The sequence below is a fragment of the Sporosarcina thermotolerans genome (assembly GCF_030067815.1).
Taxonomy (GTDB): Bacteria; Bacillota; Bacilli; order Bacillales_A; family Planococcaceae; genus Sporosarcina; species Sporosarcina thermotolerans.
The window spans coordinates 2,348,736-2,372,724 of sequence record NZ_CP125968.1; the positions used below are offsets into that span (position 1 = coordinate 2,348,736).

29 protein-coding genes and 4 pseudogenes are annotated in these 23,989 nt (G+C 39.8%); 10 read left to right on the forward strand and 23 right to left on the reverse strand.

The genetic code is table 11. The features are described 5' to 3' along the window. Positions 1-3: 3 nt before the first annotated feature. The 11 genes and pseudogenes from QNH10_RS13320 to QNH10_RS21200 all read right to left on the reverse strand — a co-directional run bounded on the left by QNH10_RS13320 (position 4) and on the right by QNH10_RS21200 (position 8,543). Positions 4-804 (reverse strand): LAGLIDADG family homing endonuclease, encoded by an 801-nt coding sequence (locus QNH10_RS13320; protein WP_283731916.1) that lies wholly within the window; start codon positions 802-804, stop codon positions 4-6. A gap of 144 nt (positions 805-948) precedes the next feature. After that, a pseudogene (gene fni / locus QNH10_RS13325) lies at positions 949-1,981 on the reverse strand (type 2 isopentenyl-diphosphate Delta-isomerase). Beyond that, entirely contained in the window at positions 1,982-3,121 is a 1,140-nt protein-coding gene (locus QNH10_RS13330; RefSeq protein WP_283731917.1) for a phosphomevalonate kinase, read from the reverse strand. Continuing rightward, entirely contained in the window at positions 3,111-4,091 is a 981-nt protein-coding gene (gene mvaD, locus QNH10_RS13335; RefSeq protein WP_283731918.1) for a diphosphomevalonate decarboxylase, read from the reverse strand. The genes QNH10_RS13330 and mvaD overlap by 11 nt, the downstream gene beginning before the upstream one ends. Positions 4,092-4,123: 32 nt before the next feature. Next, positions 4,124-5,059, reverse strand: coding sequence for a mevalonate kinase (gene mvk / locus QNH10_RS13340; protein ID WP_283731919.1), 936 nt, complete (start codon positions 5,057-5,059; stop codon positions 4,124-4,126). A gap of 201 nt (positions 5,060-5,260) precedes the next feature. Beyond that, positions 5,261-5,437 carry a hypothetical protein gene (locus tag QNH10_RS13345; protein ID WP_283731920.1) on the reverse strand — a complete coding sequence of 59 codons (177 nt, stop codon included), beginning with the start codon at positions 5,435-5,437 and terminating at the stop codon, positions 5,261-5,263. Between the two features lie 77 nt (positions 5,438-5,514). Continuing rightward, positions 5,515-6,222: a YwaF family protein gene (locus QNH10_RS13350; protein ID WP_283731921.1), complete on the reverse strand. Its 708-nt coding sequence runs from the start codon at positions 6,220-6,222 to the stop codon at positions 5,515-5,517. A gap of 217 nt (positions 6,223-6,439) precedes the next feature. Continuing rightward, a complete protein-coding gene (locus tag QNH10_RS13355) occupies positions 6,440-6,652 on the reverse strand; it encodes a (2Fe-2S)-binding protein (RefSeq protein WP_347177888.1) in 213 nt (70 codons plus the stop codon). After that, positions 6,567-7,238 (reverse strand): molybdopterin cofactor-binding domain-containing protein, encoded by a 672-nt coding sequence (locus QNH10_RS21190; RefSeq protein ID WP_430541121.1) that lies wholly within the window; start codon positions 7,236-7,238, stop codon positions 6,567-6,569. Before QNH10_RS21190 ends, QNH10_RS13355 begins: the two co-directional genes overlap by 86 nt. Then, positions 7,126-7,683 carry a molybdopterin cofactor-binding domain-containing protein gene (locus tag QNH10_RS21195; protein WP_430541064.1) on the reverse strand — a complete coding sequence of 186 codons (558 nt, stop codon included), beginning with the start codon at positions 7,681-7,683 and terminating at the stop codon, positions 7,126-7,128. Before QNH10_RS21195 ends, QNH10_RS21190 begins: the two co-directional genes overlap by 113 nt. Next, complete coding sequence (locus QNH10_RS21200; RefSeq protein WP_430541065.1) at positions 7,680-8,543, reverse strand: xanthine dehydrogenase family protein molybdopterin-binding subunit; 864 nt, start codon at positions 8,541-8,543, stop codon at positions 7,680-7,682. The genes QNH10_RS21195 and QNH10_RS21200 overlap by 4 nt, the downstream gene beginning before the upstream one ends. A gap of 167 nt (positions 8,544-8,710) precedes the next feature. Between QNH10_RS21200 and QNH10_RS13365 the strand changes: the two are divergent. The 3 genes and pseudogenes from QNH10_RS13365 to QNH10_RS13370 form a co-directional block, all read left to right on the forward strand. Then, positions 8,711-9,502 (forward strand): annotated as a pseudogene (locus QNH10_RS13365) (XdhC family protein); the annotation flags it as partial. A 98-nt stretch (positions 9,503-9,600) separates the two neighbouring features. Continuing rightward, positions 9,601-9,702, forward strand: coding sequence for a hypothetical protein (locus QNH10_RS21205; protein ID WP_430541122.1), 102 nt, complete (start codon positions 9,601-9,603; stop codon positions 9,700-9,702). Beyond that, complete coding sequence (locus QNH10_RS13370) at positions 9,678-10,295, forward strand: nucleotidyltransferase family protein (protein ID WP_283731924.1); 618 nt, start codon at positions 9,678-9,680, stop codon at positions 10,293-10,295. The genes QNH10_RS21205 and QNH10_RS13370 overlap by 25 nt, the downstream gene beginning before the upstream one ends. A 38-nt stretch (positions 10,296-10,333) precedes the next feature. Here the strand turns inward: QNH10_RS13370 and QNH10_RS13375 are convergent, their stop codons facing one another. The 6 genes and pseudogenes from QNH10_RS13375 to QNH10_RS21210 all read right to left on the reverse strand — a co-directional run bounded on the left by QNH10_RS13375 (position 10,334) and on the right by QNH10_RS21210 (position 14,624). Beyond that, complete coding sequence (locus QNH10_RS13375) at positions 10,334-10,969, reverse strand: ATP-binding cassette domain-containing protein (protein WP_283731925.1); 636 nt, start codon at positions 10,967-10,969, stop codon at positions 10,334-10,336. A 4-nt stretch (positions 10,970-10,973) separates the two neighbouring features. Further along, positions 10,974-11,629 (reverse strand): annotated as a pseudogene (gene modB / locus QNH10_RS13380) (molybdate ABC transporter permease subunit). Positions 11,630-11,685: 56 nt separating this feature from the next. After that, positions 11,686-12,186 carry a molybdate ABC transporter substrate-binding protein gene (gene modA / locus QNH10_RS13385; RefSeq protein ID WP_283731926.1) on the reverse strand — a complete coding sequence of 167 codons (501 nt, stop codon included), beginning with the start codon at positions 12,184-12,186 and terminating at the stop codon, positions 11,686-11,688. Then, on the reverse strand, positions 12,155-12,451 hold the full coding sequence (locus QNH10_RS13390) for a substrate-binding domain-containing protein (RefSeq protein ID WP_283731927.1): 297 nt from the start codon (positions 12,449-12,451) through the stop codon (positions 12,155-12,157). The genes modA and QNH10_RS13390 overlap by 32 nt, the downstream gene beginning before the upstream one ends. A gap of 52 nt (positions 12,452-12,503) precedes the next feature. Further along, the gene (locus QNH10_RS13395) at positions 12,504-13,673 is read right to left on the reverse strand and encodes an AI-2E family transporter (RefSeq protein ID WP_283734641.1); all 1,170 of its coding nucleotides are present in this window, start codon (positions 13,671-13,673) and stop codon (positions 12,504-12,506) included. 64 nt (positions 13,674-13,737) lie between these two features. Then, positions 13,738-14,624: pseudogene (locus tag QNH10_RS21210) on the reverse strand (LCP family protein). Between the two features lie 235 nt (positions 14,625-14,859). Here QNH10_RS21210 and QNH10_RS13405 point away from each other — a divergent pair. The 5 genes from QNH10_RS13405 to QNH10_RS13425 all read left to right on the forward strand — a co-directional run bounded on the left by QNH10_RS13405 (position 14,860) and on the right by QNH10_RS13425 (position 18,383). Then, a complete protein-coding gene (locus QNH10_RS13405; RefSeq protein WP_283731928.1) occupies positions 14,860-14,958 on the forward strand; it encodes a YjcZ family sporulation protein in 99 nt (32 codons plus the stop codon). 149 nt (positions 14,959-15,107) lie between these two features. After that, positions 15,108-15,638, forward strand: a complete 531-nt coding sequence (gene msrA / locus QNH10_RS13410; RefSeq protein ID WP_283734642.1) for a peptide-methionine (S)-S-oxide reductase MsrA — start codon at positions 15,108-15,110, stop codon at positions 15,636-15,638. Positions 15,639-15,801: 163 nt separating this feature from the next. Then, on the forward strand, positions 15,802-17,409 hold the full coding sequence (locus QNH10_RS13415; RefSeq protein ID WP_283731929.1) for an ABC-F family ATP-binding cassette domain-containing protein: 1,608 nt from the start codon (positions 15,802-15,804) through the stop codon (positions 17,407-17,409). Positions 17,410-17,703: 294 nt separating this feature from the next. Next, positions 17,704-17,946 (forward strand): hypothetical protein, encoded by a 243-nt coding sequence (locus QNH10_RS13420; RefSeq protein ID WP_283731930.1) that lies wholly within the window; start codon positions 17,704-17,706, stop codon positions 17,944-17,946. Positions 17,947-17,960: 14 nt separating this feature from the next. Beyond that, on the forward strand, positions 17,961-18,383 hold the full coding sequence (locus QNH10_RS13425; RefSeq protein WP_283731931.1) for a hypothetical protein: 423 nt from the start codon (positions 17,961-17,963) through the stop codon (positions 18,381-18,383). Between the two features lie 76 nt (positions 18,384-18,459). On the opposite strand, the gene QNH10_RS13430 is transcribed toward QNH10_RS13425, so the two are convergent. Both QNH10_RS13430 and QNH10_RS13435 read right to left on the reverse strand, forming a co-directional pair. Beyond that, positions 18,460-18,660, reverse strand: coding sequence for a cold-shock protein (locus QNH10_RS13430; RefSeq protein WP_060210432.1), 201 nt, complete (start codon positions 18,658-18,660; stop codon positions 18,460-18,462). Between the two features lie 185 nt (positions 18,661-18,845). Further along, on the reverse strand, positions 18,846-19,151 hold the full coding sequence (locus tag QNH10_RS13435) for a DUF1033 family protein (RefSeq protein WP_283731932.1): 306 nt from the start codon (positions 19,149-19,151) through the stop codon (positions 18,846-18,848). Positions 19,152-19,349: 198 nt separating this feature from the next. On the opposite strand from QNH10_RS13435, the gene QNH10_RS13440 reads away from it, so the two are divergent. Together QNH10_RS13440 and QNH10_RS13445 are read left to right on the forward strand one after the other, a co-directional pair. Continuing rightward, entirely contained in the window at positions 19,350-20,012 is a 663-nt protein-coding gene (locus QNH10_RS13440; protein ID WP_283731933.1) for a 5-bromo-4-chloroindolyl phosphate hydrolysis family protein, read from the forward strand. Then, entirely contained in the window at positions 19,999-21,201 is a 1,203-nt protein-coding gene (locus QNH10_RS13445) for a toxic anion resistance protein (protein ID WP_283731934.1), read from the forward strand. The genes QNH10_RS13440 and QNH10_RS13445 overlap by 14 nt, the downstream gene beginning before the upstream one ends. 56 nt (positions 21,202-21,257) lie before the next feature. On the opposite strand, the gene QNH10_RS13450 is transcribed toward QNH10_RS13445, so the two are convergent. From QNH10_RS13450 to QNH10_RS13465, 4 genes are all read right to left on the reverse strand, one after another. Continuing rightward, positions 21,258-21,755, reverse strand: coding sequence for a hypothetical protein (locus QNH10_RS13450; protein ID WP_381426667.1), 498 nt, complete (start codon positions 21,753-21,755; stop codon positions 21,258-21,260). A 68-nt stretch (positions 21,756-21,823) separates the two neighbouring features. Then, a complete protein-coding gene (locus QNH10_RS13455; RefSeq protein WP_283731935.1) occupies positions 21,824-21,970 on the reverse strand; it encodes a hypothetical protein in 147 nt (48 codons plus the stop codon). Between the two features lie 160 nt (positions 21,971-22,130). Then, a complete protein-coding gene (locus QNH10_RS20710; protein ID WP_347178060.1) occupies positions 22,131-22,823 on the reverse strand; it encodes a vWA domain-containing protein in 693 nt (230 codons plus the stop codon). A gap of 107 nt (positions 22,824-22,930) precedes the next feature. After that, complete coding sequence (locus QNH10_RS13465; RefSeq protein WP_283731936.1) at positions 22,931-23,983, reverse strand: hypothetical protein; 1,053 nt, start codon at positions 23,981-23,983, stop codon at positions 22,931-22,933. Between the last annotated feature and the right edge of the window lie 6 nt (positions 23,984-23,989).

Here is a 23,989-nt window from a genome sequence, read left to right on the forward strand (position 1 = left end):
ATGTCACTCCAATTCTAAGTTTTGTTGACCAGTGATAGAGTGTTGAGACATTCTATCCTTTTTATGTTGTATAAATAGACCTTCTGAACCATCGTAAATGATAGTTGCAAGTTTTGGAAGCTCGTGTTTTCCTTTTACCCAAACCCTATATACAATATTATTTGATTTAGTTTTTTCACTCGTAATTTCTGTTCTTAAATTCCATTCTTTAAATACTTGATAAAGCCCTTTTGCAAACAACTTACTTGCTGTAGTTATGTTCATGACATATCCGCGGTCCTGAACCCATCCATCGCCATCAATTACACCCCTGACAAACGCAGGTAAATACTCAGTGGGCACTACGGGAAAAGGTACAGAATGTGATTTGTTTGGTTTAATACCAATTTGTTCCAAGTCATCTTTGATAATTTTTGAATTAATGATTAACATTGGAGTTGTCCTGGTACCAGTCGGCGCTGTTATTCTTGGTTCTGCCCCCATAAGCAGAGCAACTTTGCGCAGTATCTCCTCATCTTTTTGGGATAGATAAACACTATGCATCTTTTTGTTAATAGTACCATCAGTAATAATTAATCCCAATACCCAGGTCATTTCATGACTCCAAACTTTAAAATAATCCTCATTCACTTTATGAATACGTGGACGGCCCGCAGTATGTTTTAGCTCAACACCATGCTTTTTAATTACATTCTTAATTCCACTCGCAGACAAACCGACAATCGAACATAGTTCAGCATATGACAACTCACTTTTGTACAATTCAATGATCTTTTCATCTGTCATACCCGGATTTCTTGACATTTTCCATCCCCCCTATCCACATTATACAAACTAACGTTCCCACTTTCAATAAATACAAATTAGTTTGATAATGCATAGGAGAACATCCAATCTGCTTTTACTAAGAAAAAGACCACCAGTTTTAACCAGTGGTCATAACGGATACTATATTTTCGTATAACGAACCCTATCGCTCGCTTGTAATTCAGGTAATGTAGCAGCACCGACACCGAACATCGCTAATCGTAGCTCAAGTTCCTTTGTCTCCATGACTTGGATAACATCTTCAACGGATTGAGTTGCTTCTTTCAAGATGGATCTTCCAAATCCTACGACATCTGCGCCCAATGCAATCGATTTTGCTGCATCGAGGCCTGTATACATGCCGCCACTTGCTACAATCGACTCATTCCCAATCTCTTCACGGACGGAAACAATACAATCCACCGTTGGATTGCCCCAAACGCTAAATGTTTCAGCCGCAACACGTTTTACCGGATCATTTGAACGGTATTTTTCAACTTGGCTCCATGAAGTTCCACCGGCTCCTGCTACGTCAATAAATGACACACCAACATCACATAGCTTTCTTGCAGTATGACCGTCTATGCCCCAACCGACTTCTTTCACACCTACCGGTACAGCTAATGTTCTTGTAAGTTCTTCGATTTTCACTAATAAATCCTTGAAATTCAAGTCGCCGTTCGGTTGAATAACTTCCTGAATGCTATTCAAATGCAACACTAACATGTTTGCATCCGACATTTCGATAATCTGACGGCATTTGTCGACTCCAAAACCGTAATTTAACTGGACAGCTCCTAAATTCGCGATAATTGGAACGGATGGTGCATATTCCCTAACTTGGAACGAGGCGCGATGTTCGTCACTTTCAATAAGTGCTCGCATTGATCCAAGTGCGAAGATCCAACCTTTCTCTTCCGCTGCAATCGCTAAATTTCGATTTATCGTTTCAGCGAACGCAGCCCCTCCAGTCATTGAACTGATCATAAAAGGTGTAGGTCGTGTTTGTCCTACAAACTTGCTCTCGATTGCAATATCGGGAAAATTTATTTCCGGAAGTGCATTATGTATGAAATGCACTCTCTAATCCAGTAGTTATTTCATTACCAGTCACTTTTTCGTTAAGCGTTATTTGTATATGTTCCGCTTTCCGTTTGTTAATTGAATCCGTCATTCACTTCTTCCCCTTTCCTATAACTGTTGCACCTTCAGTCGAAACTCTGAGATCCAACGGTTCGATTAATGCTTCTTTCCAATCATTTTTTAAGGACTCGGTATCTTGTCCATTTTTAATGAATGCAATTCCACAATCTCCGCCACCTGCACCAGATGTCTTTCCGACACCATATTTATTGGCAATTTCGATTAACTGTTTTAACTCCAATGTTTCTATTCCGGCATCCGCTTGATCACTTATCTGCATCAAAGCATTACGGTTCATCATAAGGCTTAAGAGTGATCGATCGATGTCCCCTTCGGTAAAGCTCTTAACCAAAGAGGATACTGCAGCCCCACTCGTCTCTAAAAAATCTTGATAGGCATCGGGGTGCGTATTTTTAAAATCCTGAACCCGTCGAATCATCCCGGCAGTCCTCATCTCACTACCAGTCCATCCGATATACAGTCTTAAGTCTTTAGGTGGTGTAATCGCTTGGATGATAAGACCTGGCCAATGTTCATTGACAAGTGTATACGCGTTCATTTTCTTTTGCAGACGCTTATTTAACCACTCTCCATAGAAAGGGCTATAAAGCAGCCAACCTCCATACGTGGATGCAGCAATATCGGCGCATGAACCATTTCCTTGCGTCTTAAAATGAGCCATTGCGGCCAATTTGAAGATAAGTTCTTTTGATGAATGAATACCGACTTCCTTTTGACTTTGCAAAATCGCAGTTACAACAGCAACGACAACCGCCGCACTTGATCCAAGGCCATATTTTTTACCTGATGCATCATCCAATTCACTTGTAATTGACAAATTGAATGGCAGTGGACTAACGCCTGATTCAAGGATATATTGGTGACAAATTTCGATCGTATTTTGAATAAAGTTTAGTTTAGGTCCCGTCACATTAAAGGTTAATTTATTACCTTCAGCATTCCATGTAATATCCGAATAACCTATTTGCGGAAGATCAATTCGATTTTCTTCACTTCTTTTTACTTCGGCGAACACATACCTGTCAACAGCAACAACGATGCATTGTCCATCGGGTTCGAGAACTGCAAATTCACCGGCGATAAACAATTTTCCGGGTACGCGGATTTTATTAGACAAAGTGTCCATCTGAACACGCCTTTCATTCGCCAATATAACTTACTCCTGGTCCAGGATGACAAACAAACACATCGCGCACACTTTGAATTTGCTGCATACTCTCTTTAACAATCCGTTCATCCTCCGGTTGGCAAATCACTTTGACATTCGGGCCAGCATCAATTGTAAAGTATGCTTGGATTCCTGAATCCCTTAGCTCTTGAACCTTATGCATGACATCTAATGTGGATCCCGTCCAATAAAAGAAAGGTGGATTCGCACCTAACATCGTCGCATGCATTTTAAGTGCATTATGTTCAAGAACCGTTCCTAATTTCTCGAAATCCCGTTCTTGGATCGCCTCTCTTGTAAAATTCAAATCAGCATCAATTGTTTCCAACCATCCTGAATAAAAAGCAGACGTCTTTACTGTACGCTGCATCCCTTCCCTACTTAACACTTTCTTCGGCTTCGATTCCACCATGACAGAAAGGATGCTTAAATCCCATTCCGATTCATCAATAATCTGCTCGGCAAATGAATCTGTTCCGTCTGCCCGAACACCTTTGTTCCACTCCACAAACCCACCATAGATTGATCTGCAGGCAGAGCCGGAGCCGAATCTTGAAATTCTTGAAAGGTCGGCACCGCTGTAGTTTAATCCAATTGCCTTTGTAGCGGCTGCTGCCAAAGCGGCAAACCCCGATGCAGAAGATGCAAAACCAGCGGCTGTCGGAACATTATTTATGGAGTCTATGACTGCATATTCATTTCGTCTCGCCTTTTCTCGAATCAAATCAAGAAATCCGGATATTTTATCAGTCTCTTGCCCTCCCATTTCGCTTCCATTCAAAATAAATGAATCAGCCTTTAAATCGTCACGGAAAGTAACAGATGTGGTCGTATAAAACTGATCCAGTGTAATCGAAATGCTATTATTCATCGGTAAGAACAATTGTTCGTTTCGTTTTCCCCAATATTTTATTAAGGCTATATTAGTATGAGCCCTTGCTGTTATTTTCATTTAAGTCCTTCCTTTCACTCACTAAGAGGCGGTTAGCTAATCACATTTGTCCAAATTTGAAATGCACCTGCTTCGGTTAGTGCATCTGAAAGATTGGCTGCATGTTGTTGGTCTTGAGCCAATGCTAAAATACAGCCGCCACGTCCGCCACCTGTCAACTTGGCTCCTAACGCGCCGTGTCTTTTTGAAGTTTCTATTAGATGATCCAGTGTTTCATCACTTACACCTAATCGTGTTAGTTCGATTTGGGCGAGGTCGAGACACTTCCCCACCTCGGTTATTTTTCCCGATGATAAATAGCGCTCACATTTATATGTATAGTCTTCAAGTAAATCGATGGATTTCCGGGCAATTTCCGGGGTTTTCAAATAAAGATTGCGAATCCCATCAACTGCACTCTTTGTATCACCGAACTTACCTGAGTCAGCAACAACCAAATATAGCGGTTGATGAATCTCAAGCCTTTTTACTGGTCTGCCTTTTTGGAACCATATTGGACAATCGTTTGAAGTTGCCTCCATATCGATTCCACTTGGATTTCCATGGGCATGTGTCTCAGCGATTTGGACAAGATGCATTTGTACATCATGCCGTAATGGAGTATCGAAGTAGTTGAAAATTCCTTTTACAATTGAGTGGGCCACTGCAGCGCTGGACCCCAATCCCCGTCCGGAAGGAATTGTTGACTCAATAGAAATACATATTTTTGTTTGTATAGTGTTCAGCAAATGCAATGTTTCTTTTACGCATGCTTTAATGCCAGATAGTTCTTCTGGCGCCTTTGATAAAGGTCCACTGAAATATCCGCTATTAAACATTATATCGTTATCCTTATTCTGTTCTTTTATCAACGCTGTTACGCCAACATCAGAAAATGGGAGTGCGATTGCCGGTTTATCATAGACAACCGAATGCTCCCCTATCAAAATCAATTTGCCATGCGCCTTCCCTATTGCTTGTCTGAACATGGATGTTCCTCACTTCTTGTCTTCTAAGTTAAAGTAAATTATATTTACTTTTATCATTATAGAATACAGGCCTTTGATTTTCAGCTTTTTAAGCTTATTTTCGAAATGAATTCATGAATATAAATACTCATGATAAATATGAAAAAGCAAGCCCTATTAGAAAGGCTTGCTTTTTGGCTTTATTTTAGTTTCCGTAAATGATCAAACGCCCATTTTTCTTCTATTCTGGCTTACTTTTTTCGCTTGCTGGCTTTTCATCTTAGGTGTTTGCTGATTAGAAGAATTAGTTGCCTTAAGTGAGGCGTTATTATTTTTCTTTGCTTCTAGCTGTTGCTTTACAGCATCCTTTAAACTAATTTTTTTCTTATCGGTTGTCATAGATATCCTCCTACAAAAAGAGTTTTAGTTATTAAATTGTACCACTGGGGCAAATTTCTGTCTATAAAAGATGTCATTTATATTCCGTTTCTTTTATCTTTTACCAGTATTAACCAAATGAGGACGAATGTTGTAAATGCCACCATTTCAAGGGACAGAATATACCATGGATACGGACCAAGAAAGTCAAGTATGCTGCCATTTTGCGGTTTCATTCGTAGGAACATATAATTTCCATCGAATAGCCAATTAACTACCATAATGACTGGCAAAATTATATTAAGAAACATCATTGTTTTTATAACACCTTTAAATGTTGGTACATAACCTTTCACCCAAACGAAATATAGGCCAGTCAAGATAATACCAGCATGTGTATAGAAAAAGTGAAAAAAACGAAAGTGAGGAAAATTCATGTCTAAAACAGGAGTAGCAATCGCTTGAATGGCTCCTCCAATCCCAGCAAAAACAACAAAGTCAACTAAATACCTATTTCCTGTCCAAAGCAGAGCAATTGCGACAAATAGTGAAATGCTACATAACTCTAATGGTAATGAATCGTCCGCAGCCCATCTGCCACTTGTAACCAACCATATATGATAGGTGATCTCCATAGCTAAAAGTGATCCAGCAACGATTCGCTCATAGGTTTTCAACTGCTCAGTATGCCTGCTGCTTAAATTCCTACGTTGCCAAAATAGATAGACTATTAAACAGAACAAAACAATAATCGTAGCAAGATGGATAGTAGAAAACAGTTCGAAAGAGTTGGATATTCCCCCCAATATAACTCTCCTTCCAGTATTTGTTATGCAATTATACCACAAAACAGATTAATATTAGTTAACCTTCAGACTAATGTATGTATTATCAACACAGCCTGTAAAACTGACTTGACGGCATCTTTTCATTGAATAGCCCATTGTTCCACAAAGGCTTCCCTAATTTCAGAGTGCCTCATTCCTTCAATTGTCGTGATTTCATCGTTTACTGACTCTATCGCTATGTCAAACACGAATGCATTGGTTTTCCATTAACTAATACTGTACATGCACCACAATCTCCATTACCACATGAAAGTTTGGCGCCTGTCAGTCCTACTTGTTCCCGTAACGTTTCTAACAGTGTATCAGCGGATCGAATCATTACGTCGTGGGAAGACCCATTTACAAGTAAAGAAACAATAGTATATTTGCTTGTATTTGAATTTATCATAGCTTGCCCTCCTTGTACGCCATATCATTTCCGGTGTTAATGGGAGTTTGTTCAGCTCTGTCTTAGTTGCTGATGAGAGACTGTTTGCCAATGCTGAAGCAGCTCCAATTACTCCATATTCCCCAATTCCTCTTGCGCCATAAGGTCCATCCGCTGAGGGTGTCTCAACGAACTCAACGATATATTCTTTAGGCTGTTCACCAAACCGCATTAGCTGGTACGTTCGGAAATCCGGATTTTGGATGACACCTTTATCATTGAACTCGAATGATTCACCACTTGCTATGCTTAACCCTAAGAAAATCCCACCACGCATTTGCTGGGTAGCAGTCATTGGATTTATGATTGTTCCGCCATCCATTACAGTTACCGCTTTCACGATTTCATAAGTGAAATTCTGTTCATCCCATTCAATTTCCACTGCTTGTGCACCGACAGACCACCATGGCCCTGGGTCGCCGAACCCTGTTTCTTTATCCATTTCTGTTAATTGTTTTTGGACATGAACCCCTGTTCCGATGATTTGTCTGCCTACCGTATGTCCGTTCAGGTATTTGTATCCAAGGGCAATTGTTTTTATATCGATTCCATTCAATCAACTCTTTTGCCCTTGTCATACATTTCGCAGCATCCCCGATATTGTTTTCATTCAATACGGATTGCGTTGGTGTAGAATGTCCAAGTTTAATAGCATTCAGTAATCGGAATTCTATTGGATCCATATTCAATTGCTTCGCAAATTGATCCATCGTCCGTTCAATCGCAAAAGTGAGCTCCGGATGGCCATATCCCCTAAATGAGGTAGCATATGGATGATTCGTATACATGCAATAGGAATCGCACCAAACGTTAGGGATATGGTAAGGCCCCGTACAATCAATAGCAGCGGCACGAGTGATACCTGCTGCCTGATCGGAATAGGCGCCTGCTTCTATCAAAAATGTATACTGGCCAGCTATCAGTTTCCCTTCTTCATTGACACCCAATTTTACAGTTGCATTAAATCCAATATGACAAGGCGCGGTCATCATATCCTCTTCACATTCATAATGCAGCTTCCTAGTTTTCCTCCAACTGCACTGGATGCTAAATAAGCAAGTGGTTCAAGTTGAACTGCACCTTTTCCACCAAAAGCACCGCCTAACATCGGTATATGGACGACAACTTTACCAACTTCGATATTGAAAAATTGGTTTAATATCTTTTTGATTGTAAAAGGTGATTGACTTGTAGAATGGACAATGACGCGTCCGTCAGGATTAATCTCCACAGTCGCAGAGCGTGTTTCCATTGCCGCGTGATCTGAAAGATTGAATGAATATGTAGCCGTAATTGTATCTTTGCAACTTGCCCATGCTTGGCCGAATTCGCCTTTTCTGATTTTAATATGACTGGCAATGTTGGTACCCGGAACGGGATAGACATTGTCAATGATTTTAGTATACTGACCCAATTGTTCATGGATAACAGGTGCATCACTTTGAAATGCTTGTTCAAGTGAATTTACAACAGGCAGTTTCTCATACTCAATGACTATCTTATTTGCAGCCTGTTTTGCTTGATAGGGATAATCTGCAACAACGATTGCAACCGGTTCGCCATAGTAGCGAACTTTCTCAAAAGCAATTGGAGGACGATCTGCGAGTATTGGTCCAATCGGAAAAGGAAAAGTCTCTCCCGTCACAATCGCTCGGACACCAGGCACTTTCCAAGCCTCACTTGTATCAACTGATTTAATACGTGCGTGAGCCTCTGTACTCGTGGCAATCTTTGCATGTAACATTCCCTTCAACAATTTATCTCCAAGGTATTTGACATTTCCTGTAGATTTTTCTACCGCATCAATTCGTTGTTCAGCAGTACCAACTATTTTTGGAAATCCATTCTGCAAAACTTTTTCCTCCCTTACTAAATACCAACGCAATCTCAACTGGTAGTTATATTTGCCAAGATTACCCTCATTTATAATCCGGATTTCGAATAAACCGACAGTTATTGGATGAAACTGTTCTATAAAATGAATAGTTGAGGTGAAGATGAATGGGATTTATTCCACAAATGATTGATACAATTATCAAAAACGATCAGGCCATTGTCCTTGCACAAATCGTACACGTTGAGGGATCTGCATACCGAAGAGAAGGCGCTTGGATGTTCTTTACAGAACGCGGTTCAAAAATCGGTATGCTTAGCGGTGGATGTCTTGAAGCTGACTTACAAAGCAGGGCAAGAGAACTTTTTCATACAGGCCAAGTGCAGGTTTGTGAATTCGACTTAAGTTCCGAAGATGATCTTGGATGGGGGCGCGGTGCGGGATGCAATGGGGTTGTTACCGTTCTGTTAAGAGATGTTGACAACGAATTTAGGAAAGGCTTACTATTTCTGCATGATCATTTGCAAAAAAAGCAATGTGTTACCTTCTTGCAGGAATTGGAAGGAGATTTCAACTACCATTTTAGTAGTGAACCATACCAAATCGGTACGTTGCCTATTAATAAAATCAATGAAACTCCGCACCCTTATCAGCAAGCTGCTGGACGCAGGTGGATTGAAGATGAATCTTTCTATTACCAAGCGATTTGGCCCGAACCCGTTCTATACGTATTCGGAGCAGGCGTGGATGCAAGGCCGTTTGCAGCTTTGGCCGCGAAAGTTGGCTATAGTGTACACATTTGTGATTGGAGACCGTCCCTTTGTTCAGAAAAACACTTCCCATCAGCTGCCTCTTTCCAAATAGGCAGTATTGAAGAATTACTTAAGAACATAACTTTTACTCAACTTGATTCAGTTGTTATTATGACACATGATTTTCAAGTCGATAAGCTTATTTTAAAGAGGATACAAGATGAACAGTTACTATATGCCGGTTTATTGGGATCAAAAAAACGAACATCGCGGTTATTAGGGGAGACATTCCTGATTGGCTTAATTCCCCAATCGGTATATCAATTGGCGCAGAGGGGCCTGAAGAAATTGCAGTTAGTATTATTGCGGAAATGATATCCGTCAGAAGGAGTGCAGCGGTATGGCCGTCGTTGGCATCTATTTAGCAGCCGGTCAAAGCCGTCGTATGGGGGAGAATAAATTGGCACTTCAGGTTGGAAAGATGACACTTGGAAGTCTTGCACTTGATACGGCGATTGACTCAGCATTGGATCAAATCTTCGTTGTGACAAATGCTGACGATGAACTTTACTGGATTCCAAGCCGCATGAGGACACACAAAAAATGTACGATACTTCCTTGTCCAAATTCCAATGAAGGTCAATCCGTGTCTTTACAATGCGGCATTAAGCATGCTATGGAACACGGGGCATCAGCAGCAATTGTTCTTTTGGCGGACCAGCCCTTCATTACAAAACTTATGATTAATGAAATGATTAATTGTTTTAATCAGAATCCTAACAGTCAGTATGTAGCTACAGCTTCATATGATGGGTTAATGAAACCACCCATTCTCTTCTCCTCTTCCCTTTTCCCTGCTCTACTGAATATACGCGGGGATAAAGGAGCGAGAGAAATCATACGGGGACGCGTTTACAATCAGGGGAAACGGCTGCCATGTGAGGATCATAGACTTTTATTCGATGTAGACACACCCGAAGATTATAATTCATTGCTTTCACATTTCAAAGAGGCGTGAATACCACTAAAAAACGACTCTATTTGACGGATTATCTGTCAAACAGTAGTCGTTTTTATAATTTTACCTTCTTCAAGGAAAATAATTTTATTACCAAGCTTTTCCGCTTCGTCCATATCATGCGTAACGATTATAAACGGGATTTTCCAGAACTCATGGATTCGAAGTATTTCATCCTGACATTCGGTGCGTGTCTGTTTATCCAGTGCGGATAAAGGTTCATCAAGCAGTAAAACAGACGGCTCCGTCGCCAACGCCCGCGCAAGTGCCACTCGCTGTTTTTCCCCTCCGGAAATTTGATGAGGAAACTTCGTCCATAAATGATGGATTCGAAGGACATCGAGAATCTTCTCGATAGCAGAATTTTGCTCTTTTTTTCGAATTCCATAATAAATATTCTTTTCAACGGTCATATGCGGAAAAAGGGCGTAATCTTGGAACAGATATCCAACATTTCGAACCCGAGTAGGCATCCATTGTTTTTGATCAAAAAACAAATTGTTACCTAAACATATTTTTCCGGAATCAGGTTTGTTAAGACCTGCAATACTATCCAGTATTGTTGTTTTTCCGGAGCCAGATGGACCAAAGAGGATCACTTTTTCATTCCCTACTGAAAAATCTACTTCCAAGTCATAATGAAATAGTTGCTTTTTTATTTGTACATCTAACACTCAATCACCTACTCTTATCCGCCGAAAAACGTCTCATATTTCTTTTACTCCACCAATTTAGCCACATGATCGTACTAAAACCTAAGGCAACAATAATTACGACCCAGAAAGTTGCTTGTTCCATTTGTCCGGATTCGACAGCGAAATAGATGGCCATCGGGATAGTATCTGTTTTACCTGGAATAAAACCAGCCAACATAAGCGTTGCGCCAAATTCTCCAAGTCCTCTTGCAAATGACAATACAAGGCCGGCTAATAAACCTGGCCAAGCAAGAGGAAATGCGACTGTCCAAAACACACGCCATTCAGAAGCCCCCATCGTTCTTGCAGCGTTTTCAAGCCGACTATCAAGACTACTAAAAGCGGCGGAAGCACTTTGATACATTAATGGAAATGAAACGACAATCGAGGCGATAACAGCCCCTATCCAAGTGAATACAACTTGTAAGTCGAACCATTCAAGAAGCCAACTACCTATCCATCCCTTTTTCCCGAATAAAACAAGAAGGGCAAATCCTACAACGGTTGGGGGAGGACAAGTGGGAGCATGAAGAAAGATTCGATGATACTTTTACCGAAAAAGCTTTTTCGTGTAAATAAATGAGCAAAATAAACACCTGTCAAAAATACGATGGAGGTCGAAATGGCCGCCACTTTCATTGATAAAAGTAATGGTGTGTAGTCTACGCCATTCACATTGATACCTCCCTATTTGATTACTTGAATCCATATTTCTTTAAAACGGCTTTCCCTTCTTCACTTGTTAAATAGTCAAGGAATGCTTGTGCTTCTTTTTTATGTAAGGAATCATTAATAATTGCTCCCGGATAAGTAATCGATTCATGCCATTCATCGTCCGCTTCAGCAAGAACTTTTACTTTATCAGTTATTACCGTATCACTGGAATAGACGACACCAAAATCCACATTACCCATTTCAACATACGTCAAAACTTGACGGGCGTGTGAACCCATGACCAGTTTACTTTGTAATGGGTCCCAAATACCAAGACGTTCGAAAACTTGCTTCGTATATCTACCTACTGGAACACTATTAGGCTCTCCAATAGAAAAATGTGCAATTTTTTCTGGTTGAATCTGTTCGAATGAATTTATAGTTGTTGAATTATCTCTATGGGTGATTAATACAAGAGAGTTGGAAGCAAACTCCACCTTAGTAGATTCATCAATAAGCCCTTTGGCGGCAATGGTATCCATGTCTTTTGAGCTTGCGGATAAAAAACATATCTACTGGGGCGCCTCGGTCGATTTGGTTTGCCAATTTACCGGAACTGCCGAGATTGAATGTCAATTGTACATTCTGATTTGTTGTTTCATAATTCTCTTTCACTTCATTCAGGGCATCTGTTAAGCTGACTGCTGCGGATATCATAATCTCGACAGGCTTGTCCCTTTCATTGGAGCAGCTGGTCAAAATCGTGATAATTAACAGAATCAGTAAACAATAAATAACTTTTTTCAATACAATAGCTCCTTTTAAGCTAATCAGTTTACATAATCATATTATGAGCAACTCAATACTTTTCTTCAGGATTCTCGTAATGCATGGTTGGGTCTGGCTCATGCTTATCGTATCTCAGTTTCAACAAATCGAACATATGTGTAAATACTACTTTCAATAGCGCGTATCCTGGTATCCCAAGAACCACTCCGACTACTCCAAACAGTGAACCCGCTGTCAATAAAACGAAAATAATCGTAATGGGATGAACATGCAATGATTTACCCATTATTTGCGGTGATATGAATTTCCCTTCAACAAATTGAACAATTGTCCATACTACAGCCAATTTCACTAACATAAATGGAGAAGCGACAATAGCGATGATAGCCGCTGGAGTAATTGCAATAATAGGTCCCAAATACGGTACAACGCTCGTAAACATTGCAAGTGCCCCTAATAATAATGCATATTTCATGCCAATAATAAGAAATCCAATCGAAACCATTATGCCGATACAGATGGCAACAAGGATTTGTCCTTGAATATACGCACTTATCTGATGATCGGCATCTTTCATAATATCTTCAGCGTCATCCCGGAGACGTGGGGGCAGCATTCTTTTAATCATGATTGGCAACTTATCCCCGTCTTTTAGTAAGTAAAAGAGGATGAAAGGTACTGTAATAATAGCTAAAACGAATCCAGTCAAAGCAGAGATGAACGAAGTAATACCTGAGGCAATTCCACCGACTGTGTCGGCAAAAAATTGTCCGATATTCCCTAATCCATTATCTAAAAACTTATTAATATTAATATCCATTTCAAGATAATAGGATGAGAATATGGATGTCCTTAAAAAGGAATCGATATTAATAAGCATCTGCTTAAAATATGTCGGAAACTCTTCAATCAAATTAGAAAACTGGCCCTTCAAAAAGGGAAATACAAGAAAGACTAATAATGTAAGTAAACCTATCAATCCAATAAAAATGATAAAAATTCCCCATACTCGTGGTATTTTTAAACGCTCCAAAAAGCGCAGTATCGGTCTTAACAAATAGTAGGCGATTGTCGCAAGTATGATCGGCAATACAACAGTAGAAAAAAACACTTTGATTGGATAAAAGATAAAATCAACTTTACTGTACACTAAAATGATAAGGCCGATTAAAAGAATGGAAAGGAGGATGAACATTGTTGCCTTTCCACCTAAGAAACGAATAATCCATGGTGTCCCTATGTTTTCAGGTACTGCTTGTCCCGTTGTTTTAGACTTATTAGGTTGTTCCAAATTCTCCCCTCCCTCAATCAATTTTCATATTTAAAAAAGCGGAAATCGCTTCCTTGTTCTTTTCCACGTCAACTTCAATTACAGATCCCGCATGTGGATAGTAGTTAAAACTATACGTTCCTTCAACAGGGATTGTCATGGTCTTTAAGTCGACCTTTCCTTTCATAAGAAGATTGAGCGCCTTTGAGATTTCATCTTTTGCTGTCAAATCTGTTTGGATGAAGCCTGAAATCGCACCGGATAATTTAGGAACATGGCGAATCATTCTCGGACGGAGTGCTTCTTCTTTTACAGCTGATATGACCTCCTGCTGTCTTGCAACTCTTCCGAAATCCCCTTCAGCATCTGCACGAAATCTCGCGTATCCAAGGAGCTCTTTTCCATTAAGGTTCTGTTTACCAGGCATTAAAGTAACCCCGATTTTTTCATGCATTTCTTTTTGCACATTGATTTCAATACCTTTAGGAAACGCAATATCGATAATCGATTCGAAATTGTCAAAGTCAACGATTGCATAATGATGGATTGGAATCCGAACATTCCTGTGATTGTGTCCTTTGTCGATTGTACCCCATTTAAATAATATGCCGTATTCAGTTTGTATGACTTAAACCCGGGTATATCTGCATAGATATCACGCATGAACGAAACGAGTCGGATGGAACCCGATTTTTTATCCCATGACAAAACCATCATTGTATCGGTTCGTGATTTGCCGGTTCCATCATTATCAATGCCTAATAATAAGAAGTTTTCGACTGATGGTTTTTTCGGGTCAACAACATCTCCCGTAAAAGAACCTGGATCGATTTCATTGCCACTTGCTAACTTTTTCCCCTCTTTATATTGAAAATATGAAAAAAGGCCGATTGCAATGAAAGCGATGAACAAAATCGTCATAAATAATCTACCAACCCGTAATTTCCTTCTTCTTCGTCTACGAACTGGCCCTTCGTATTGGTCTTCTTTCAAATCCGATTCCTCCAAAAATTCAAGTCACCTATAGGGACGACTCGTGTCAAGCACGGGTTCCGTTTTACTCATAAGTATACCATGTTAATTTGTGTTTGTAGCGGCTGATTCCCCAATCATGAGTCCATCCACAGCATAAGATATGTTGAAGGTGGTGGTATAAATGGGACGTGAATTCGGGAGAAATAATTCCTCCTTTGCTTTAATTGTAGTGCTTTTCATCCTGTTAATCATTATTGGTGCTAGCTTTATTTGCTATTGATTTCCTAAAACGCATTACCACTCATTGGCACCTTACGGAAAGATTGTGCTTCTGTTTGCTTGCAAACAGAAAAACAATCTTTCTTTTGTTTTATATAAACAAAATCATAAGAGACTATGATACAATTTCCTCGAAAGGGGTTGTGCATGATGACAGAGAAAAAATTAGAGAAGGCCACTTTTGCTGGAGGTTGTTTCTGGTGCATGGTAAAGCCGTTTAAGGATTGGGAAGGCATCCATGATGTTGTATCGGGATATATGGGTGGCCATGTAGAGAATCCTACATACGAAGATGTAAAGCGTGGAGATTCAGGACATTTGGAAGTTGTAGAAATTACATATGACCCTTCCCTTTTCAACTATAACGAATTGCTTGACTTATATTGGCCACAAATTGATCCGACTGATGCAGATGGTCAATTCCAAGACCGTGGACATTCGTATTCCACTGCTATTTTCTACTATACCGAAGTACAAAAAAAGGCTGCAGAACTTTCGAAAGTCAAACTTGAACAAAGTGGAAGATTCTCAAAGCCAATTGTAACAGTTATCAGGCCTGCGGAAACGTTTTACCGTGCGGAGGAATACCATCAGGATTATTATTTAAAAGAAAAGACTCATTATGAAGAAGATCGTGCAAAATCCGGACGAGATGAATTCATAACTGAAAACTGGAAATGAACCAATTCAAAACCGGATTACATTGGAGTCCAGTTTTTATATATCAGACAACTTTTTGATCAATGATCATTGATCAAAAAGTGCGGATAACGGACTGAACACAATACCATTATTGTGTGGATTCATGCTATAATAGGAGCATTGTGAATTTAGGAGGATTTTTATGATAGCAGTCAGTAATGTAAGTCTTCAATTCGGTGACCGTAAACTGTTTGAAGATGTAAATATACAGTTTAACCCGGGTCATTGCTATGGTTTAATCGGTGCAAACGGTGCCGGAAAATCGACATTCCTTAAAATTTTGTCAGGTGAAATAGAACCGCAAACAGGTAATGTCATCATGAACAAGGATGAGCGTCTTGCCGTCCTAAAGCAAAACCACTTCGAGTATGAAGAAAGCGAAGTACTTAATACGGTCATCATGGGGCATAAACGTCTATATGATATCATGACCGAAAAAAATGCAATCTATATGAAAGAGGATTTCTCTGATGAGGACGGCATGCGTGCAGCTGAACTTGAAGGCGAATTCGGTGAGTTGAATGGATGGGAAGCTGAATCAGAAGCAGCCATCTTGCTACAAGGACTTGGAATAGGCGAATCCCTTCACAATGTGAAAATGGCGGAGCTCACAGGTTCAGATAAAGTTAAGGTCCTTCTAGCACAAGCGCTATTCGGAAAACCTGACGTTTTGCTTCTTGACGAGCCTACGAACCATTTGGACTTAAAAGCGATCCAATGGCTTGAAGAGTTTCTAATCAACTTCGATAACACTGTTATCGTTGTATCCCATGACCGCCACTTCTTGAATAAAGTTTGTACACAAATCGCGGATCTTGATTTCTCTAAAATTCAACTTTACCCAGGAAACTATGATTTCTGGTATGAGTCCAGCCAATTGGCATTGAAAATGGCTCAAGATCAAAACAAGAAAAAAGAAGAGAAGATCAAAGAATTACAAGCATTCGTTGCACGTTTCAGTGCGAATGCATCAAAATCGAAACAAGCCACTTCAAGGAAAAAAGCTCTCGAAAAAATCGAATTGGATGATATTCGCCCATCTTCCCGTCGTTATCCATTCGTCAACTTCCAAATCGGACGTGAAATCGGGAACGATGTCCTTACTGTTCAAGGTCTTTCAAAATCGCAAGACGGTAAAGTGATGATAAAAGACGCAACCTTTACGATGAATAAAGAAGATAAAATTATACTTTTAGGTAATCCATTAGCGAAAACAGCATTATTGGAAATCCTTGCTGGTGAATCAGAAGCAGATGAAGGTTCATACAAATGGGGTGTAACAACAACAAATGCATACTTCCCTCTCGATAACAGTGAATTTTTCGAAGGAAACGAGGCATCTTTAGTTGAGTGGCTTCGCCAGTATTCTCCTGAAGATCAGACTGAAACATTCTTACGTGGTTTCCTTGGTCGTATGCTCTTCTCTGGTGAAGAAGTTAAAAAGAAACCATCTGTCCTATCTGGTGGAGAAAAAGTCCGTTGCATGCTTTCCAAGATGATGTTAACAAATGCAAACGTCCTTCTATTGGATGAGCCAATGAACCACTTGGATTTGGAGTCTATCCAAGCGCTGAATAATGGCTTGATGGCATTTAAAGGTGCTATGTTATTTACTTCACATGACCAGCAATTTATCCAAACTGTTGCGAACAGAATTATTGAAATCCGTGAAGACGGTACAATTTTTGATAAAATGATGCAATATGATGAATACTTGGAGTGGAAGGAACAACAAGCTGTATCCAACTAATCTCTAACCGTACCGCTTTTCTCATTTGGGAAAAGCGGTTTTTTAATATAAAGCGGAAGGCGGCGTTTAGCCTCGACAGGCGGTGGAGGTCTTGAAAATAGGTGGTTTTTACCTTTTCTTTCAAGACCGAAGCGACCTGAGAGGACAAGATGTGCTCCTAACGCTTCGCTTTTACTCGCAAAAGCCGTTCTTCGTAACGGCTTTGAATGCCGCCTGTAGCTGATTTTACTTTACTTTCAAATAGGATAATCAATTTTATTTCGGGTATATTATTTGAAAAGGAGAGTGTTTTTCATGAGGATGTATCGTCTGCTCATTTTGCTGGTATTTTCAACCCTATTAATCATGGGATGCTCAAGCAAAACAACTACATTAAATAATTCAGGCAATAGCGGGGAGTCAAACGATCCGGACCAAGTTACGGAAAATGGCAATAATCAAGTGAAAGAGACTGTCGATAAGTCGCTGAAGGATTACTTTATGCCAGATGGTTCAAAGCGCATTTCCTTGGTGAAGGAAATGAATTTGCAGAATTAGATCTTACGTTTGCCATGCCATATGAAAATATCGTAGGGGTTCATGAAAATAATGGCGGAGTCACCATTAGGCATATTTATAAGATCGAGGAGAATCAGATTACAATAATTAATCATACTCCAGTAGATATGAATGAGGACTTCCCTTCCCTCTCGGAAATTGAGGCAATGGAACCGGAAGGTATTTATTTGAAAAAACCATTTGAAGTCGGCACTACTTTCGGCAAGTGGAAGATTACTGAAACCGGTGTTACAGTTGAAACCCCTTACCAAAAATTCGATAATGCATTCGTAATTGAATCAAAAGAAAATAATGCAGTAAATAGAAAATATTTTGTTGAAGGATACGGTGAGGTTAAACGAGAAGCGATTATGGAAGTCGAAAATAATGAGAAATTCATTGTTACTTCCACATTAGAGTCGGTAACTAAACCTTAATTTCCGTTGCATGGGACATTTTCCACGGAAATAAATAAAAAGAGGCTCCGGTGAAGGGCCTCTTTTATCTGACGAATTATAGTTTCACTACGTTAGCAGCTTGAAGACCACGATTGCCTTCTACAACTTCGAATTCAACTTGTTGACCTTCATCCAAAGTTTTAAATCCGTCTCCCTGAATAGCAGAGAAGTGTACGAATACATCGTCTTCCCCTTCAACTTCGATGAATCCGAAGCCTTTTTCAGAGTTGAACCACTTTACAGTACCTTGTTTCATGTGTGACTACCTCCAAATAATTTACTTACTAATACATGAAAAAAATTCACATATTACAAAAAGTACCGACAACGCCGATCACCTTTTGTAATACGTGAATACGTTTTTCTTCGGTATTGCTTTTAGTTACTGATACTATAACATACCCATAATATTTGTCAATATAACAATATCAAATATTCGAATTATTTATCTATCATTGTGGATGGTTTACCATCAACCAAGGAGAGAAGTCCGTGAAAAATTTGTAGATCCTCGTCGCAACCATCACAGAAACAACGTTCCGTTTCAGACCAATAAGCAAAAAAACAGCTATCTCGCTCTTCTTTATACTTATATTTTGCTTCAAATTCTTTTTTTAATTCATCAAGGTATAATTCGGCATCCGTTGCCGTATCAAATTTTCTTCTGGACTGGATCGTGGTTTCCCAGTCTTCGAACATCCACCATGGCTCATAATCCGCTTTCATATAAATAATTTCATAATCCATTTTTCTTCCCCCCATTATTCGAATGTGAGTGGATTTATTTTATCAAATCTATTGGAACTATCCAAGTAATTGGATTCGGCGTTAATAACACTGTAATTCAACTACAAATCAGGTATAATTGCACTAGAGACATGAAACTTAAAGCCACGTTAAACGTATAAAGTAATATGAAGAGAAAAGCAAGGAGGCCTGGAGATATTGAAAGAAGTCAAACAGTTTTTCCAAAGACACTTAATAACAGCACCTATCAGTTTCGGCTCTTGGTTAACAATGACCTTGGCAGCAGGCATGAATCCACTCGCTGCGACAGGCCTAATGATTGCAATTTACCTGGGCGGTAATTTCACGATTAAACAAATACAACTTTCCTCAAATGTTAAAGAACTTGGAATGTCAAGATCAGAATTTAAACACATCAAATCTCAAATGAATGAAGCAAAGACTAAAATTAATAAACTGAATGGGCTCTATGGTCAAGTCCGTTCTGTCCAAGCGTTCAAACAGGTTTACGAGATAAATAATTTAGCGAAAAGGATTCTAACCATAGTACGCAAAAACCCTAAAAAGTTCTACCATGTAGAAAAATTTTTCTACTCCCATCTTGATTCTGCAGTCGAACTGACTTCCAAATATGCAATCCTTGTGAACCAACCTTTAAAAGATCAGGAAATCAGAGTTGCTCTTCAACATACAAGGGAAACACTAAATGATGTGAATAGACAGTTGGAGCAGGATTTAAGAGGTGCACTTGCTACAGATATTGAACAACTTCAACTCGAATTGGACTATGTGGATGTTACAATGAAAAAGAATAAGCCGTTGCTTGAGATGAAAGGAGAAATGCGTAATGACAGGGAATAATATGACAAATAATGAGGTAAAGACCATGGATGACCTATTGGACAATCCATTTAATGTAAATGAACCTTTATTACCTAAAGAAATGCAAACGGAACAAAGTAATGGGCAGGTAGCCGTTAAGCTTATGGACCGCTTGACTCCCGAAGAACAGGAAAAAGCAAAGCAACTTGCGGAGCAGATCCCTGTTGGGAATTACGAAGCAATCATAACATATGGTGCAAATGCCCAAAATGAATTATCCCGTTTTTCTCATAAAATGTTAGACCATGTGCAAAGCAAAGATATCGGGCCTGTTGGAGATGTACTGAGTGACTTAATGAGCAAGCTTTCGGAAATTGATCCTGAAGATTTATCCGAGAAGAAGAAATCTGGCTTAGCCCGTCTATTTAAAAAAGCTACCCGCTCCATTCAAGAGATGATGACAAAGTATCAAAAACTAAGCACACAAATAGATCGTATTGGTGTTCAGCTTGAGCATTCAAAACGAGGCTTGCTTGAAGATGTCCAAATGCTCGACAGCTTATACGAACAAAACAAGACATACTTCCAAGCTTTGAATGTCTATATTGCAGCAGCTGAGTTGAAGCGGGATGAGATTGCCAATGTCATTATACCGGAAATGAAGAGAGAAGCTGAACTGTCAAATGATCAGATGGCATTCCAGGAAGTGAATGACATGGGTCAGTTCCTCGACCGGTTGGAAAAACGGTTGTATGATTTGCAACTATCAAGACAGATTACAATCCAAAGTGCTCCACAAATTAGGATGATTCAACAAACAAACCAGACTCTTGCGGAGAAGATTCAATCATCCATCATGACTTCCATTCCATTATGGAAAAACCAAATTGCCATTGCTCTGACATTGAATCGCCAGAGAAAAGCAGTGGAGTCGCAAAAATTAGTGACAAAAACAACGAATGATCTGCTCTTGAAGAATTCAGAGATGTTGAAGGTCAATTCAATTGAAACTGCAAAAGAAAACGAACGTGGCATTATTGAAATCGATACGTTGAAAAAGACACAAGAGAATTTGATACAAACGATTGAAGAAACGCTTGTTATTCAAGCGGATGGTCGTGCTAAACGAAAAGCTGCTGAAGTGGAGATTGCTCGTATGGAGGAAGAATTGAAACAACGTCTTCTTGCTGTGCACGAAAAAACACAATCCCCACAGCGGCCGTATTAAGATCCTAAAACAGGTGAAGGAAGCTATTTAGCTCCCCTCACCTGTTTTTATTTAACTTAGTGAATATGAAGTAATTTGATAAGCCTTATAACTTTTTCATCGTCACCCAGATTGATGGATACGACCTTTTTATTTTTAATAAAATCCTCATAAAAGCTCTTACCGGCAGGGTATTTTCCATCCCAACGTAACGGAACGTTATATATATTAATGGTGCCATTCCCATTACTACTATATGTAACCGATCCATCGATCAGTCGTGAACCGGCCAATTGAATAACGTTCTCCGGATAGACTGCGCTCGTTTCATCATCGGGATTGAGTGGTTCACCAGCAGAAATATGCCAAACATTTAGTTCATCAATTTCTTGATTTGGTCCAAGTTGCAACCAAACCCTTGCGTATTCGATTTCCTCGGAAGAGTATTTGGACAATGCATTGTCCTTTTTAAGTTCAGAATTTGTCTTCTGGTCTGCTTTGACATCTGCCGAACATGCCGACAAAATTAAACTCGCTGCAATGAGTAAGGAAATTAGTTTGTACTTAATATCCATGCACCCCCTTTTGTAAAATAATTATTTTAGCGTAGTAAACGATAATTCTTCACGATTAATGAGAACTTTTACGCAGTAAATGAGAACTCATTATACATTAATGAGCACTCCTCGATAGTAATCGAGAACTCTTCATCCATTAATGCGAACTTTTCCAAGGTAAACGAGAACTCTTCGCTACTATCCAGTATTCGTAAAAGAATGGACTTTGGCATCAAAAGAATGAGCCCTTGTAAGAAAGAATGGACCCGCGCAGTGAAAGAACGGACCTTGCCAGCAAAAGAATGGGCCCTTGTTAGAAAGAACGGACCCTAACCGCGGAAGAATGGACCTTCACTCACCCAATCGCAATAGCCAGCAACTTTCTTAAAATCCTCAACGTCTGATCCGTAAAGTTTTCAACCGAATGAGAAGCCGCTGATTTATTCCGAACATCATTGAAAACAACGCACGTTGGTCATCGGTTGGTTCTTCAGACGCCAAGAATAAATGAATGACGGAAATTCCTTGCTTCTCCGCTTCCATCACAGCTTCCCTCGTATCCAAAATACCATTTCGATCATAGCCGAATGCGGAGGGTTCACCATCCGAGAAAACAAGTAAAAACTTATTTTTTTCAGGTCTCGCCAAAAGTCTTCGCGTCATCCACCTAATCGCAAAACCATCTCGGTTATCTTCGTTCGTCTCAAATGAAAGGATTGACAACCCATTATCCTGACGTTGTTCCATGAACGTATGCATCAGACCAAATACATTTGGTTGGAGCTCCTTTGTCGCATGGTTGGCATCCTCATAATACGATGAGATTTCATGCGGTACGGCAAGCTGACGTAACACGTCATGAAACATCAAGACCGCCTTCTTCGTTTCATCCAGTTTGTCCATCATGGAAGCAGATCCATCAACTAACAGACCGAAAACTGCATCTAACTTATCGGAAGGAATGTTTTTTCGATAAAATGGTCTTGGGCGTTCATCAACAAGTATCGTCGTTAGCTTTGGCGATAATCGGCCTTTGGGCAACCCAGTTCTTCGTGCATCCTCTTTCATTTCAATCCGTTTCTTCATCTCTTCAACAAATGAACGGATATAGGGCTTATGTTCTTCACGCCATTTTAACAATTTAATCTTATTCGCTTCATTACTTACCGCTTCGACCACTTTTTCCTCGAAAACTACATGCGCATGCTCTTTCCCGAATTCTTTCCCGGCTTTTTTCTGCGCAATTTTCTTGTCAGTTTGTTCATGCTCTTCATCGGACCATTGCCCGCTTTCGTTGCCCTCTGATTCACCAGTCCCGGTTTCTTGGATTTCGGCATTTTCATTTCCTTCTGCCACGTTGCTGCCGTCTCCCCTACCCGCTCTGCCATGTTCAAGTTCATATTCAAGATGGACGCCAGACTCACTTTCATTTTCCCGATGCCATGTGCGGAACACCTCGTCAATTGTTTCTTTGACTTCCGGCTCCCTTTTTCTGCTTCCTTCATACCATCATGAAAATGAAACGCCGCAGTCTCTTCCGAAATCGAATCGCCAATTGCATAATACTGATGGATAAGATCCTGCTCGATAACTTCTTCAATCATGAAAATTATACGGTCAACGACATTCATCATTTGGGACGTTGATGTCGCATCGGTTGCGTATGAAGCAATTAAATGAATCTGTTCGATCGGCAATTCCCATTCCACAGTCGATTGTGCGAACATACTATCATGAAGTGTAATGAATAGCTGATCCATCAAGGCGTCTGCATAAAATCCCTTTTTGAAATTTGAAACGAGCCTGTCATAATGGAATTGAAGCAGTAATTGCCTTCTCACAGAAAATGCCCTACTTGTACCTGGTCGTTGCTTCTCAACAAGATCCATCAATCTAAACTCTTCCAGCATGAGTAATAGTTCTTCTGCGAATTTTCTTAAATGATGTCTTTCATACTGCTGTCTGAACTTTAGCCAATCACTTACAGAAAAATTCTTCCAAAACCCAGCGGTCATTAAATAAACATCAGAAAGTCTCCCCATATGGGTAATTTCCTCCGGCCGATGTCTCCAAAATACGCTTAATGAAATTCCTCCTTCTTTCGGCTGAAGTTCAAACAGTTTTCGTTCGGTTAATTCAAGATACGGTGCATCCGCAAGCGCCCTTCCAAGCCGTTCATAAAGCAAAAGCTGGTTGGCATCGATTGTTTCATCATTGAATTGGATGAACCGATTTAACTTCACCACTCTATT